At 71.7% G+C, this 14,900-nt stretch carries 11 protein-coding genes; 7 read left to right on the top strand and 4 right to left on the bottom strand.

Annotated features, from left to right (window positions below):
• The first annotated feature begins 19 nt into the window (after positions 1 to 19).
• A complete protein-coding gene (gene grxD / locus ACYU7H_RS04830) occupies positions 20 to 946 on the top strand; it encodes a Grx4 family monothiol glutaredoxin (protein ID WP_460812915.1) in 927 nt (308 codons plus the stop codon).
• 348 nt (positions 947 to 1,294) lie between these two features.
• Here the strand turns inward: grxD and ACYU7H_RS04825 are convergent, their stop codons facing one another.
• A complete protein-coding gene (locus ACYU7H_RS04825; protein ID WP_460812913.1) occupies positions 1,295 to 1,831 on the bottom strand; it encodes a DUF924 family protein in 537 nt (178 codons plus the stop codon).
• 139 nt (positions 1,832 to 1,970) lie between these two features.
• On the opposite strand from ACYU7H_RS04825, the gene ACYU7H_RS04820 reads away from it, so the two are divergent.
• The 5 genes from ACYU7H_RS04820 (at position 1,971) to ACYU7H_RS04800 (ending at position 10,294) form a co-directional block, all read left to right on the top strand.
• Positions 1,971 to 3,353 (top strand): amidohydrolase, encoded by a 1,383-nt coding sequence (locus ACYU7H_RS04820; RefSeq protein ID WP_460812912.1) that lies wholly within the window; start codon positions 1,971 to 1,973, stop codon positions 3,351 to 3,353.
• Between the two features lie 281 nt (positions 3,354 to 3,634).
• Positions 3,635 to 4,939: an amidohydrolase family protein gene (locus tag ACYU7H_RS04815; RefSeq protein ID WP_460812911.1), complete on the top strand. Its 1,305-nt coding sequence runs from the start codon at positions 3,635 to 3,637 to the stop codon at positions 4,937 to 4,939.
• Positions 4,940 to 5,020: 81 nt separating this feature from the next.
• Positions 5,021 to 5,962 (top strand): DegV family protein, encoded by a 942-nt coding sequence (locus ACYU7H_RS04810; RefSeq protein WP_460812909.1) that lies wholly within the window; start codon positions 5,021 to 5,023, stop codon positions 5,960 to 5,962.
• A gap of 211 nt (positions 5,963 to 6,173) precedes the next feature.
• Positions 6,174 to 9,629: an amidohydrolase family protein gene (locus ACYU7H_RS04805; RefSeq protein ID WP_460812908.1), complete on the top strand. Its 3,456-nt coding sequence runs from the start codon at positions 6,174 to 6,176 to the stop codon at positions 9,627 to 9,629.
• Between the two features lie 323 nt (positions 9,630 to 9,952).
• Positions 9,953 to 10,294, top strand: coding sequence for a hypothetical protein (locus tag ACYU7H_RS04800; protein ID WP_460812907.1), 342 nt, complete (start codon positions 9,953 to 9,955; stop codon positions 10,292 to 10,294).
• On the opposite strand, the gene ACYU7H_RS04795 is transcribed toward ACYU7H_RS04800, so the two are convergent.
• On the bottom strand, positions 10,291 to 10,956 hold the full coding sequence (locus ACYU7H_RS04795; RefSeq protein ID WP_460812905.1) for a helix-turn-helix transcriptional regulator: 666 nt from the start codon (positions 10,954 to 10,956) through the stop codon (positions 10,291 to 10,293). The genes ACYU7H_RS04800 and ACYU7H_RS04795 overlap by 4 nt on opposite strands.
• A 295-nt stretch (positions 10,957 to 11,251) precedes the next feature.
• Between ACYU7H_RS04795 and ACYU7H_RS04790 the strand changes: the two genes are divergently transcribed.
• Positions 11,252 to 11,938, top strand: a complete 687-nt coding sequence (locus tag ACYU7H_RS04790) for a Dph6-related ATP pyrophosphatase (RefSeq protein ID WP_460812903.1) — start codon at positions 11,252 to 11,254, stop codon at positions 11,936 to 11,938.
• A gap of 641 nt (positions 11,939 to 12,579) precedes the next feature.
• Here the strand turns inward: ACYU7H_RS04790 and fghA are convergent.
• Together fghA and ACYU7H_RS04780 are read right to left on the bottom strand one after the other, a co-directional pair.
• A complete protein-coding gene (fghA, locus tag ACYU7H_RS04785) occupies positions 12,580 to 13,407 on the bottom strand; it encodes an S-formylglutathione hydrolase (RefSeq protein ID WP_460812901.1) in 828 nt (275 codons plus the stop codon).
• A gap of 131 nt (positions 13,408 to 13,538) precedes the next feature.
• The gene (locus ACYU7H_RS04780; protein ID WP_460812899.1) at positions 13,539 to 14,660 is read right to left on the bottom strand and encodes an S-(hydroxymethyl)glutathione dehydrogenase/class III alcohol dehydrogenase; all 1,122 of its coding nucleotides are present in this window, start codon (positions 14,658 to 14,660) and stop codon (positions 13,539 to 13,541) included.
• Positions 14,661 to 14,900: the final 240 nt, after the last annotated feature.

The raw sequence follows: 14,900 nt of genomic DNA, 5'->3' as shown, positions 1-14,900 counted from the left end.
CCGTACCCGGACCGAATCCATGGCCCTCGATCCCGCCCTGCGCGAGCGCATCCAGACGCTGCTCCACACCAACCAGATCGTCCTGTTCATGAAGGGCGAGCCGGGGGCGCCGCAGTGCGGCTTCTCCGCCAAGGCCGCGGGCACCCTGGACGCGCTCGGCGTCGAGTACGCGCACGTGAACGTGCTGGCCGACCAGGCCATCCGCGAGGGCATCAAGGAATACGGCCAGTGGCCGACGATCCCGCAGCTGTACATCGGCGGGGAGCTGGTCGGCGGCAGCGACATCATCGAGCAGATGGCCAACTCGGGCGAACTGCACGCCGCACTCGGCGTCGAGGCGCCGGACCGCACGCCGCCGGCGATCACCATCACGCCCGAGGCGGCGAAGATGCTGCGCGAGTCGATCGCCAACGCGGGCGAGGGCTACGCGCTGCAGGTCGCCGTCGATCCGCAGTTCAACGCGCGCCTGCAGCTGGCGCCGGTCGACGGCAACGCGATCGCCACCGAGGTCGACGGCGTGCGCGCCCAGTTCGACCTGGCCAGCGCGCAGCGCGCGCGCGGCCTGAAGATCGACTGGGTCGACGACATCCGCGGCCGCGGCCTGGTGATCGAGAACCCGAACGCGCCGCCGAAGGTGAAGGACCTGGCGCCGGACGAGGTCGCCGAGCGCGTGAAGGCCGGCACGCTGGTGCTGGTCGACGTGCGCCCGGCGGACGAGCGGGCGTTGTCCGCCGCGCCGGTCGAGGTGCGTACGCTGGATGGCGACGGCCTGGCCGGGCTCGAGCTGCTGCCGAAGGACACCGCGCTCGCGTTCCTGTGCCACCACGGCGGCCGCAGCGGGCAGGCCGCCGAGCATTTCCGCCAGCGCGGCTTCACCGAGGTCTACAACGTCGCGGGCGGCATCGACGCCTGGGCCGACGTCGATGGCGGCGTCGCGAAGTACTGATCCGCGGCGTCGTCCCATGCGCCCCGTAGGAGCGGGCCTACGCCCTCGATCGGTCGCCCGTGCGTGACCATTCGCACCGGATCGCGCCTGTAGAGGCGCTCCTACGAGGGTCCACATTCGTGGTGATTTCCCGTAGGAGCGGGCCTACGCCCGCGATCGGTCGCCCGCGCGTGATCATTTGCACCGGATCGCGCCGGATCGCGCCTGTAGAGGCGCTCCTACGTGGGTCCACATTCGCGGTGATTTCCCGTAGGAGCGGGCCTACGCCCGCGATCGTTCGCCCGTGCGGGACCTGTATTCGCGTCGGATCGCGCCTGTAGAGGCGCTCCTACGAGGGGTTGCCCGCCGTCAGAACCCGCCGCCGGTGTCCAGCCAGGCCTGCTCGTCGGGCGTGTTGTCGCGGCCGAGTTCGCGGTTGCGGTGGGGGAACCGGCCGAACCGCGCGATGACGTCGCGGTGCCGGATCGCGTAGTCGAGGTAGGCGTCCTCGCCCAGCGCACGGAACAGGGACACCGACCGCGCCTGGTCGGTCATGTTCTCGGCGTGCTCGAAGGGCAGGTAGAAGAAGCCCCGCAACGCCGGCTCGAACGCCTGGTCGTGCCGCGCTGCGATCGCCCGGTCGGCCACGTGCCGCGCCAGCGGATCGGTCGCGTACGCATGGGCCGAGTCGCGGAACAGGTTGCGCGGGAACTGGTCGAGCAGCAGCACCAGCGCGAGCGCGCCCTCGGCCCCGTCGAGCCAGGCGTCGTGCTCGCGCCGCGCGGCGGCATGGTGGTCGTCCAGGAACCGCCGGCGGATCTCCGCGTCGAAGGCGCCGTCTTTCGCGAACCACTTGCCGTACCCCGCGTCCCGCCAGAAACCGACGATCTCCGCCGCCGTCGCCATGTCCGTCGTCCCGCGTTGGCCGGCCGACATCATGGCCCTTGCGCGGGCGGCGACCAAGCGCACGCCCGACCATGACCATCGTCAGGGTCCGCACGCGCGGTGCGCTGCTACGGTGCCCGTTCCACCGGGGAGACCACCGATGCTTCGACCCTTGACCCTCGCCCTGGCCGGCGTGCTGCTCGTCGGCTGCGCGGGCACCCAGGCGCGCGACGACGCCCCGCCGGACGCGCCGTCCACCGCCTTCACCGACGATCCGTATCCCAGCACCTACGTGCCGATCGCCGCGCCACCCGTGCTGGTGGCCGGCGCGACCGTGCTCGACGGCGACGGCCGCCGCCTCGACGGCGCCGACGTGCTGATGCGCGGCGGCCGCATCGTCGCCGTCGGCACCGGCCTGGACGTCCCCGCCGACGCGGTCCGCGTGGACGGCACCGGCAAGTGGGTCACCCCCGGGCTGATCGACGTGCACTCGCACCTGGGCGTGTACCCCAGCCCGGGCGTCGCCGCGCACAGCGACGGCAACGAGATCACCGCGCCGACCACGCCCAATGTCTGGGCCGAGCATTCGGTGTGGCCGCAGGATCCGGGTTTCGCCACGGCGCTGGCCGGCGGCGTGACCACGATGCAGGTCTTGCCCGGCAGCGCGAACCTGGTCGGCGGCCGCGGCGTGACGCTGCGCAACGTGCCGGCCACGACCTACCAGGCGATGAAGTTCCCGGATGCACCATGGGGCCTGAAGATGGCCTGCGGCGAGAACCCCAAGCGCGTCTATGGCCAGAAGGGCGGCCCCGCCACCCGCATGGGCAACGTCGCCGGCTACCGCGCCGCGTTCATCGACGCGAGCGAGTACAGGCGCAAGCGCGGGGGCAAGGAGCCCGGCAAGCGCGACCTCAAGCTCGACACGCTCGCCGCCGCGATGGACGGCGACATCCTGGTGCACATCCACTGCTACCGCGCCGACGAGATGGCGACGATGCTCGACCTCGCCGACGAGTTCGGCTTCAAGGTCGCCGCCTTCCACCACGGCGTGGAGGCGTACAAGCTCGCCGACCGCCTGGCCACGGAAGGCGTGTGCGGCGCGCTGTGGGCCGACTGGTGGGGCTTCAAGATGGAGGCCTACGACGGCATCCAGGGCAACATCGCGCTGGTCGACCGCCCCGCGGGCGGCTGCGCGATCGTGCACTCGGATTCGGCCGAGGGCATCCAGCGGCTCAACCAGGAAGCCGCCAAGGTGATCGCCGACGCGGGCCGCATGGGCATGGCCATCACGCCCGAGCATGCCGTGCGCTGGATCACCGCCAACCCCGCGCGCGCGCTCGGCGTGCTCGACGAGACCGGCACGCTGGCGCCCGGCAAGCGCGCCGACGTGGTGCTGTGGAACGGCAACCCGTTCAGCGTGTACGCGAAGGCCGAGCAGGTCTGGATCGACGGCGCCCGCGTGTACGACCGCAACGATCCATCGCGCCAGCCGATGTCCGATTTCATGCTCGGCAACGGCGCCGGCCGGGGAGGCGTGCAATGACCCGCGTGCATGCCGCTTCCGCCCTCCACGCTGTCGTTCCGAACGCAGTGAGGCACCTGCTTTCCCGCCACGTCGCCAACAGCAGGTCCCTCGCGCTTCGCGCTCGGGACGACAGGGGAGGACGCGACGCCGCCGACCAGGCTGTCGTTCCGAATGCCCAAGCTGTCGTTCCGAACGCAGTGAGGAACCTGCTTTCCCGCCACGCTGCCAACAGCAGGTCCCTCGCGCTTCGCACTCGGGACGACAGGCGGGGGGGCGAAACCACTGTCGTTCCGAACGCAGTGAGGAACCTGCTCCTCGCCGCCACGCTCGCCACCGGCAGCGCCATCGCCCAGGACGCCGCCCCCGCCGGCGGCACGTTCCTGGTCCGCAACGCCACCGTCCACACCGCCACCGACCGCGGCACCCTGCAGGGCGCCGACGTGCTGGTGCGCGACGGGCGCATCGCCGCCGTCGGCACCGGGCTGGAGGCCCCCGACGGCGCGCAGGTGGTCGAGGCCGGCGGCCTGCCGCTCACGCCGACGCTGTTCGGTGGCATCACCGGCATCGGCATCGAGGAGGTCTCGGCCGAGGCCCCGACGTCGGACGCCACGCTGGCGCTCGGCGCGGCCAACAGCGCGATGACCGTGCGGCCGGAGTTCGACGTCACGCTCGCCTACAACCCGGCCTCGAGCCTGGTGCCGGTTGCGCGCGTCGAAGGCATCGGCTGGACCGTGCTCGGCGCGGGCAGCGCCACTGGCGGTTCGATCGTCGGCGGGCAGGGTGCCGCGATGCGGCTGGACGGGTCGGTCGATCCGGCCGGCCCCCCGCTGCTGTTCGTCTCGCTCGGCGGCGGCGCCTCGGAACTGACCGGCAACTCGCGCGCCGCGCAGTGGATGCTGCTCGACCAGCTGGTCGACGAGGCGCGTGGCCGCATTTCCGCCGACTCGCGCCATTCGCTGCTCACGCCGGCGGGCCGCGACGCGCTGCGACGCTACCTCGACGGCGACGGCCGCGTGGTCGTGAACGTGCACCGCGCCGCCGACATCCACCAGTTGCTGCGCTGGGCCGACCGGCACGGGGTCTCGATCGCGATCTCCGGCGGCGCCGAAGCCTGGAAGCTCGCGCCGCGCCTCGCGGCGGCCGGCGTACCCGTGTTCGTCGATCCGCTGGCGAACCTGCCCGGCAGCTTCGACCAGCTCGGGGCCACGCTCGAGAACGCCGCGCGCCTCCACGCCGCCGGCGTGCGGGTCGGCTTCACCCAAGCGGGCGACAGTTCGCACAACGCGCGGAAGATGCGCCAGCTCGCGGGCAACGCGGTGGCCAACGGCCTGCCGTGGGAGGCGGGCCTGGCCGGCCTGACGCGCGTGCCGGCGGCCGCCTTCGGCGTGGCCGGCGCGCTGGGCACGATCGCGCCGGGCCAGCGCGCCGACCTTGTGCTGTGGAGCGGCGACCCGCTGGATGTCGCCAGCATCGCGCGCCAGGCCTGGTTCGACGGCCGTCCCGTGCCCATGCACAGCCGCCAGACCGAACTGCGCGACCGCTACCTGCGCAGCCCCGACCGCGAGCGCGGCGAGCTGCCCCGCGCGTATTCCGCCGGCGGCTGAGGCAACCCGTCCGGCGCGTCCCGAGGGCGCGCCGGATTCCGTTGACCCGGAGTGCAGCCCAGAACCAAGCGGGGGTAGTCCATGCGCATCGGACTGGTGGTCGATTCGGCCTGCGACCTGCCGCGCGCGTTCTTCGATGCGCACGACATCACGATCCTGCCAATCACGGTCCGGATCGGCGATGCCGTGCTCGCGGACCAGCGCAACGAGGAGGCGACGCTCGAGTTCCTCCACGCCCACGTCGCCGAACACGGCGCCGGGGCGGAGACCATGCCCTTCACCGTCCAGCAGATCCACGACCTGTTCCTCGACCGCCTGGTCATCGACTACGACTACGTGTTCTGCATGACGATCACGAAGTCGCGCAGCCCGATCCACGACAACGCGCAGCAGGCCAGCTTCGCGATCCTCAACGACTACCGGCCGGTGCGGTCGAAGGCCGGGCACGACACGCCGTTCGCGCTGCGGGTGGTCGACACGCAGAACCTGTTCGCCGCGCAGGGCGTGACCGCGGTCGAGGCGGTGCGCATGCGCGACGCCGGCGAGAGCGCGCCGAAGATCCGCGCGCGCCTCGAGCACCTGGCCATCAACACCCACGGCTACCTGGTGCCGCCCGACCTGTACTACCTGCGTGCCCGCGCCCGGAAGAAGGGCGACCGCAGCGTGGGCCTGCTCAGCGCCGCGCTCGGCAGCGCGCTGGACATCAAGCCCGTCCTGCACTGCAACCGCGGCGAGACCGGCCCGGTCGCGAAGATCAAGGGCTTCGAAGCCGCGGTGCAGCGCCTGTTCGAGTTCGCCGCACGGCGCGTCGCGTCCGGGCTGCTGACGCCGACGATGTGCGTGTCCTACGGCGGCGAGCTGTCGACGCTGCGGCAGATGCCCGGCTACCAGGAGTTGCACGCGGCATGCCGGGCGCACGACGTCGAACTGTTCGAGAGCGTGATGAGCCTCACCGGCATGGTGAACGTGGGCAAGGGGGCGGTGGTCGTCGGGTTCGCAGCCGAGCCGCACGCGTTCGACTGAACGATGCGTTGGACCCGGGTGACGCGGGTCAGGCCCATCGCGGTGCAAGCCCCGCGCCTACAACGGCCGGACTCCCCGTAGGAGCGCACCGCGGGGCGCGATCGGGCGATCGCCAGTTCCGCGTGCTCCGTCCGGTCGGGCGGGACTTCCGGCCTACGGCGTGCGCGGCGCCGACGGGTAGGCTGCGGGACTTTCCGTCCGCGATCCCGTCATGACCCCGACCCGCTCCCTGCTCGCGCTGGCCCTGTGCGCGGCCCTTGCCGTCCCCGCGTTCGCCCAGGATCCCGCCCCGCAACCCCCCGTCGAGGATGCGGAGCCACGGGAAGAGCGAGAGGAGCTCGAACAGGACGCGCTCGACCCCGTCGGCCACGACCCGGCCCCCGCGCCGCTGGCCACCGCCAGCGGCGTCCGCAAGACCGACGACGGCGACGCGCCGGCCGAATGGGACGTCGGCGCGCCGCACGGTCCCACGAAGACGGTCCGGTTCACGGTGGACGAAGGCACCTGGATGGACCTGGACGTCTCGCCCGACGGCCGTCGCATCGCCTTCTCGCTGCTGGGCGACCTCTACCTGCTGCCGATCGGCGGCGGCGAGGCGACCCGGGTCACTTCCGGGCCGGCGTGGGACGTCCAGCCCCGCTGGTCGCCGGACGGCAGCGAACTGGCCTTCACCTCCGACCGCGGCGGCGGCAACAACCTCTGGCGCATCGACGCGGACGGCACCGATCCGGTGCAGGTGACCAAGGAGGACTTCCGCCTGCTCAACACGCCCGCCTGGACGCCGGACGGCCGGTTCCTGATCGGCCGCAAGCACTTCACCTCGCAGCGCTCGCTGGGGGCGGGCGAACTCTGGCTGTACCACGCCAGCGGCGTCGAGGGCGGCGCGACCGCCGGCCTGCAGCTCACCAAGCGCAAGAACGACCAGCAGGACCTGGGCGAACCGGCGGTCTCCCCCGATGGCCGGTACGTGTATTTCTCCGAGGACGTCAGCGGCGGCGAGACCTTCGAATACAACAAGAACCCGCATGGCGTGATCTATGCGGTCAAGCGCCTGGACCGCGAGACCGGCAAGGTCGAGACGATCATCGCCACGCCGGGCGGCGCCGTGCGCCCGCAACCCTCGCCCGACGGCAGGCAGCTGGCCTTCGTCAAGCGCGTGCGCGAGAAGTCGGTGCTGCACGTGATGGACCTGGACAGCGGCGCGGTGCGCCCGGTGTGGGACGGGCTCAGCCACGACCAGCAGGAGGCCTGGGCGATCTTCGGGCCGTACACCGGCTATGCGTGGACGCCGGACGCCAGGGCCGTGGTGATCTGGGCCCAGGGTGGCCTGTGGCGCGTTGACGTCGCCTCGGGTCAGGCGCGCGCGATCCCGTTCACCGCGCAGGTCGAGCAGGTCGTCACCGAACCATTGCGCTTCGAGCAGGCCATCCCCGAGGGCGACTTCGCCCCGAAGATGATCCGCGACGTGGCCACCAGACCGGACGGCCGCACGCTCGTGTTCCATGCCGTCGGCCAGCTGTGGCGCAAGTCGCTGCCCGACGGCGCGCCGCGGCGCCTCACCGGCGACACGGGCGTGCACGAGTACGAACCGAGCTTCAGCGCCGATGGACGCCGGCTGCTCTACACCACGTGGTCGGACGCCGACCAGGGCGCGATCCACGTGATGGACGCGAACGGCGGCGGCCGCCGCAAGCTCACCACGCAGCCCGGCTTCTACTACCACCCGCGCTTCTCGCCCGATGGCAGCCGAATCGTGTACGCGCGTTCGGGCGGCGGCGGCCTGACCGGCAGCCTGTGGTCCGGCGACCGGGGCGTGTACGTGATGCCCGCGCGCGGCGGCGCGGCGGTGAAGGTGGCCGACGACGGCCAGTCCCCGCAGTTCTCGGCGGACGGCAGCCGCGTGTACTACCTCGCCGGCAACGGCATGGAGAAGAAGCTGATGTCCGTCGGCCTGCACGGCGAGGACCCGCGCGAGGTCTACAACCTCAAGTACGTCGATGCGGTCAGCGTGAGCCCGGACGGCAAGTGGGTGGCGTTCACCGAGCTGTTCAACGCCTACGTCACGCCGCTGGTGGACACCGGCACCGCGGTGGAACTGGGCAAGGACGCCAAGGCGCTGCCGGTGACCCGGATCAGCGGCGACGTCGGCAGCTACCTGCACTGGTCGGGCGATTCGAAGTCGCTGCACTGGATGGTCGGCGACCGCTATTTCTCCCGCGCGCTGTCGGACAGCTTCGCGTTCCTGCCCGGTGCGCCGGCCGAACTGCCGGCGGTCGCCGACGCGCGCGGCGTCCCGGTCGGCCTGACCGTGGAAGGCGACGCGCCGGCCGACACCATCGCCTTCACCAACGCGCGCATCGTCACCATGCGCGACGCGGAACAGCGCCAAGAAGTGATCGAGGCGGGCACCGTGGTGGTCCGCGGCGACACCATCGTCGCGGTCGGCCCGGCGGGCACGGTGGACGTGCCGGCGGGTGCCCGCACCATCGACGCCAGCGGCAAGACGATCATCCCGGGCGTCATCGACGTGCACGCGCACGCCGCGCACTTCGGCCAGGGCGTGGTGCCGCAGCAGAACTGGGCCTACTACGCCAACCTCGCGTTCGGCATCACCACGATGCACGACCCCTCGGCGACCACCGAGTTCGTGTTCTCGCAGGCCGAGCTGCAGCGTGCCGGCAAGCTGGTCGGCCCGCGCATCTTCTCCACCGGGTCGATCCTCTACGGCGCCGACGGCAGCTACAAGGTCGTGGTCGATTCGCTGGACGACGCGCGCGCGCACCTGCGCCGCATGCAGGCCAACGGCGCCTTCTCGGTCAAGAGCTACAACCAGCCCCGGCGCGAGCAGCGCCAGCAGATCAACCAGGCCGCGCGCGAGCTGGGCATGCTGGTGGTGGAGGAGGGCGGCAGCACCTTCCACCACAACATGACGATGGTGCTGGACGGCGCCACCGGCATCGAGCACAACATCCCGGTGGCGCCGCTGCACGACGACGTGCTGAAGCTGTGGTCGGCGACCGACGTGCGCAACACGCCCACGCTGGTGGTCAGCTACGGCGGCCTGTCCGGCGAGTACTGGTGGTACGCGCGCGACGACGTGTGGAATGACGCCAAGCTCAATCGCTATTTCCCGCGCGAGACGCTGGATGCGCGCAGCATCCGCCGCGAGGTGGCGCCGGACTGGGACTACTGGCACGTCGAGGTCGCGAAGGCGGCGAAGACCCTGCGGGACGCGGGGGTGAAGATCCAGGTCGGCGGCCACGGCCAGCTGCAGGGCCTGGCCACGCACTGGGAGATCTGGATGCTCACCCAGGGCGGCTTCTCGAACTTCGAGGCGCTGCGCGCGGCCACCATCGACGGCGCGGACTACCTCGGCCTGGCCGACGGCATCGGCTCGATCGAGGTGGGCAAGCAGGCGGACCTGGTGGTGCTCGACGCCAATCCGCTCGAGGACATCCGGGCCACCGACGACACCCGCTACGTGATGGTGGACGGGCGGCTGTTCGATGTCGCCGCCGGCATGGCGGAGATCGGCAACCGCGGGACGCCGGCGCCGTCGTTCTACTGGCAGCGCCACGGCGCCGGCCAGTCGTTCGGCCTCCAGTTCGGCCCCACCGTCCCCAGCCATTGCCCGAAGGGCGGGGCCCACGCCCTGCACGGCCACTGAGCCCCCGCCCCGCCCGCCGTAGGAGCGCCTCTACAGGCGCGAAGCCGACCCTTGGCGCGTCGACCGAAACGATCGCGTCCATCCAGCCGGCCGCGGTCATCGCGGGCGTAGGCCCGCTCCTACGGTGGAAGCGAACCCCCGGCACCCGATTTCCGTAGGAGCGCACCTCGGGGCGCGACCCCGCGCCGGTCGGATTCGCGGAGAAAGGGGTCGCGGTGCGAGCCCCGCACCTGCAGGGGCGGAAGACGATCGGCCGCGCTCTTCACCGCGCATCCGGCGGCGATCGCGCTAGGCTCGCGCGCAGTCCAACGAAGGAACGCCACATGGCCCGCTTCCACCTGGCCCTGCCGGACCCGTCGCGCGCGCGCGGCAACGATCCGGCGATCGCCTTCACCGCCCGGGGCGCGGACGAGTTCGCCGCGCAGTTGCAGGACGCGCTGCGCACCACGGCGCTGTTCGAGCGCTGGCGCGCCGCGCAGGAGGATCCCGACCAGGTCGACCCGGCCTTGGGCGCGACCGATCCGGTGGCCACCGTCGAGGGCGCGCAGGACGACCTGGAGATCGACCTGATCGTGCGCTCCACCATCCCGGGCGACATCCTGCGCCACCGCATGCGGCTGCTCGCGGGCAACGCCTGGGAGCTGCGCGACGTGTCGGCCCGCTAGCGCGGCGGCCGGACGGCCGGTCGCACCGGCGGCGTCCCCTCGCGCGCGTCGATGCCGAGTGCCCGCGCCACCAGCGCCGCGCGGCCGGTCACGCCTTCGCGCTGGAAGGCGGCATGCAGGTGGCTCTTGACCGTCTCCGGACTGATGCCCAAGCGGCGCGCGATCTGCTTGTTGCTCAGGCCGGCCGACGCCCAGCGCAGGATCTCCAGCTGCCGCGGGGTGAGCCCGCTCCCGGGGCCGCCCAAGCGCCAGGCCAGCGGATCGACCGCATTGGCCAGCTGGTGCAGCAGGGGCGGCGAGATGACGCACAGGTCCACTTCGACCGCGTGCACCGTCATCAGGATGGCTTCCGCAGGCGCGAGCTTGTCCAGGCACCCGTGCGCCAGGGCACGCCCGCACCGCTCGAGCGCGCGCAGGTCCGGGTGGCGGAAGAAGTAGACCCGGCGTGGCGATGGCTGGTACGGGCGGCGCGGCGCGCGGTCGATGGCGGGGTCGTCGCCGTCCAGCAGCAGCACGTCGGCCGGTCCGCCGCGGGCCCGGCGTGGCTCGGCGGGCGCGAACGCGCCCAGCCAGTCCACGTCGCCGCGCAGGGCGAGCAGGCGCTGCATCCGGGTCCGCCATGCGGCGTCCCGCCCGATCGCGAGCACGGGCATGTGCGCCATGCCGATTCTCCGTCCCCCGGATCGGCCCCTGCTGCCCCGCGACGCGGGACACAGTCCCCAACGCCATCACGCCACGCCACCGGACACCGCCGGGTTCACCCGCCCGCGTGGTTCCAGCGGACGCACGACATGACGACAATGGAAGCTCGCAGCCTTCTCCCGCGCCGCCCTCCTCGGCACGGGCGCTGGAGGCCGGGATGTCGAAGATGACGCTCCAGGGGCGGCCCACGCGGGACGCCTCGACTGGTGCGACTGGACTGCCGGCGCCGTGCCGGCGTGGCTGGGGAGCCGAGCCATGCAACAGATCCTCCTGAGCTGGAGCGGTGGAAAGGACGCCGCATGGACGTTGCATGTCCTGCGGGGGCAACCGGACATCGAGGTGGTGGGGCTGCTGACCACCGTCACCGAGGGATACGAGCGCGTCGCGATGCAGGGCATCCGCACCGACGTGCTCCACGCGCAGGCCGAGGCGGCGGGCCTGCCGCTGGTCGAGGCGCGGATTCCCAGGCGCGCGAACAACGAGGTCTACGAGCGGGCCTTCGCCGGTGCGCTCGAGCGCGCGGGGTTCGTCTGGCCCGAGTGCCGGGTCATCGCGTTCGGCGACCTGCTGCTGGCCGACGTCCGCGCCTACCGCGAGGCGCTCTGCGCGCGGCTGGGCTGGGGTTCGCTGTTCCCCCTGTTCGACAGCGACACCACACGGCTCGCGGGCCGGATGCACGCGGGCGGGCTGCGCGCGATCGTGTGCTGCGTGGACACCGAGCAGCTGGACGCGTCGTTCGCCGGACGTGACTTCGCGCCCGCGCTCTTCGGCGACCTGCCGCCGGAAGTCGATCCGTGCGGCGAGAACGGCGAGTTCCACACCTGCGTGCATGCCGGGCCGATGTTCGAGCACGCCATTCCGCTCGAGCGCGGCGAGACCGTGCTGCGCGACGGCCGCTTCGCCTACACCGACCTGTTGCTGGCCGAACACGCCGTGCAGTGAAGTCACCCGCGCGCCCGTAGGCATGGGCCCCCTGCCCGTGATGGCCGCAGCCGGCTCGATCCGCGCGGCACGATCATTCGGCGCGGGATCGCGCCTGTAGATGCGCTCCTACGGGTGGCGCCACATCCCCTCCGTAGGAGCGGGCCTACGCCCGCGATGGGCGCGGTCGATTCGACCGCTGCGATCGGTTCGATCCACGCGGCACGGTCGTCTTGCGCGGGATCGCGCCTGTAGATGCGCTCCTACGGGTGGCGCCACATCCCCTCCGTAGGAGCGGGCCTACGCCCGCGATGGGCGCGGTCGATTCGACCGCCGCGATCGGTTGATCCACGCGGCAGGATCGCCTTGCGCGGCATCGCGCCTGTAGAGGCGCTCCTACGCGTGGCATCACACCCCCTCCGTAGGAGCGGGCCTACGCACGCGATGGGTGCGGTCGATTCGACCGCCGCGATCGGTTGATCCACGCGGCAGGATCGCCTTGCGCGGCATCGCGCCTGTAGAGGCGCTCCTACGCGTGGCATCACACCCCCTCCGTAGGAGCGGGCCTACGCCCGCGATGGGCGCGATCGATTCGACCACCGCGATCGGTTGATCCACGCGGCAGGATCGCCTTGCGCGGCATCGCGCCTGTAGAGGCGCTCCTACAGCAATTCGCGGGCGTGGTGGGCGACGTGGTCGCCGATGAAGCTGGCGATGAAGTAGTAGCTGTGGTCGTACCCCGGCTGCATCCGCAACTCGAGCGGGTGCCCCGTCGATTCGCACGCGGCCCGCAGCAGTTCCGGGCGCAGCTGTTCGGCGAGGAAGTCGTCCGCGTCGCCCTGGTCCACGAGCAACGGCAGCCGCTCCCTGGCCGAGCCGATGAGCTCGACCGCATCCCACGCCCGCCATGTGTCGCGGTCGTCGCCGAGGTACGCACCGAACGCCCGCTCGCCCCAGGGGACCTGCGACGGCGCCACGATCGGCGAGAACGCCGACACGCTCCGGTACATGCCGGGATTGCGCAGCGCCAGCACCAGCGCGCCGTGCCCGCCCATCGAATGGCCGGCGATCCCGCGCGCGGTGGTCGTGGGGAAGTGCGCGTCCACCAGCGCGGGCAGCTCCTCGACCACGTAGTCGTGCATCCGGTAGTGGCGGGACCACGGATCGACCGTGGCATTGACGTAGAACCCGGCGCCCTGGCCGAGGTCGTAACGATCCGCATCCGCCACGTCCTCGCCGCGCGGACTGGTGTCCGGCGCCACGAGGATCAGTCCGTGCTCGGCTGCATGCCGCTGCGCGCCCGCCTTGGTGATGAAGTTCTGCTCGGTGCAGGTCAGCCCGCTGAGCCAGTACAGCACCGGGCACGGACCCTGGGCGGCCTGCGGCGGCAGGTACACGCCGAAGCGCATGTCGCAGCCGGTCGCGTCGGACCGGTGCATCCACACCGCCTGCCAGCCGCCGAAACAGGCGTGATTCTCGATGCGTTCCATCCAACCTCCGGTGTCGAACACCTGTCGTCCCGAGCGCAGCGAGGGACCTGCTTCTTCCTTCTATCCCTGCGCCACCACCGATCGAAAAGCAGGTTCCTCGCTGCGCTCGGAACGACAGGTGGGGGAACCGATCAGGGCGTCCACTGGAACCGGATGACCGTGCGGATCGACTCGCCCGCATGCATCAGGTCGAACGCCTCGTTGATCCGCTCCAGCGGCAGTTCGTGCGTGATGAACGGATCGAGGTCGATCACCCCGCGCATCGCCTGCTGGACCATGCCCGGCAGCTGCGTCCGCCCGCGCACGCCGCCGAACGCGCTGCCGCGCCACACCCGCCCGGTCACCAGTTGGAACGGCCGCGTGCGGATCTCCTGCCCGGCGCCGGCCACGCCGATGATCACCGACTCGCCCCAGCCCTTGTGGCAGCACTCCAGCGCCGCGCGCATCACGTCGACGTTGCCGATGCACTCGAAGCTGAAGTCCACGCCGCCGTCCGTCAGTTCGACGATGACGTCCTGGATGGGCCGGTCGTGGTCCTTCGGGTTCACCACGTCGGTGGCACCCATCGACCTGGCCAGCTCGAACTTGGCCGGGTTGGTGTCGATGCCGATGATCCGCCCCGCCTTCGCCTGCACCGCGCCCTGGATCACCGCCAGGCCGATGCCGCCCAGCCCGAACACCGCGACCGTGTCGCCTGCCTTCACCTTGGCCGTGTTGTGCACGGCGCCGATCCCGGTGGTCACGCCGCAGCCTAGCAGGCAGACCTTCTCCAACGGCGCCTCGGGGTCGATCTTCGCCAGCGAGATCTCCGGCACCACCGTGTACTCGCTGAAGGTGCTGGTGCCCATGTAGTGGTAGATCGGTTCGCCCTTGTACGAGAACCGCGTCGTCCCGTCCGGCATCAGCCCCTTGCCCTGCGTCGCGCGCACCGCCTGGCAGAGGTTGGTCTTGCCCGACAGGCAGAATTTGCATTTGCGGCATTCGGCCGTGTACAGCGGGATCACGTGGTCGCCGGGCTTCACCGACGTGACGCCTTCGCCCACCTCCACCACCTCGCCACCGCCCTCGTGGCCCAGCACCGCCGGGAACACGCCCTCCGGGTCGTCACCCGAGAGGGTGAAGGCATCGGTGTGGCACACGCCGGTGGCGTGGATCCGGACCAGGACCTCGCCGGCCTTCGGCGGCGCGACGTCGATCTCCACGATCTCCAGCGGCTTGCCGGGGGCGAACGCGACGGCGGCGCGGGATTTCATGCGGGACTCCGGTGGGCGGCGGCCCCCGACGATACCCCACCCCCGACCCCGAACCCCCTCCGTAGGAGCGCGCCTACGCGCGCGAATGGCCTGCGCCGCGGGCCCCGGACCACGGTGGAATCGCGCGCGTAGGCGCGCTCCTACGGGCGGATGCGCAGATCGGGATTGACCGCCCCGGAACCCGTACGGTCGCCCCCTTCCGGGTACGGACCGGCTGCTAAACTCCGGGGTCCACTGACG

It is taken from the genome of Luteimonas pelagia (assembly GCF_054776035.1).
This window is presented reverse-complemented; position numbering and strand designations above follow the sequence as displayed.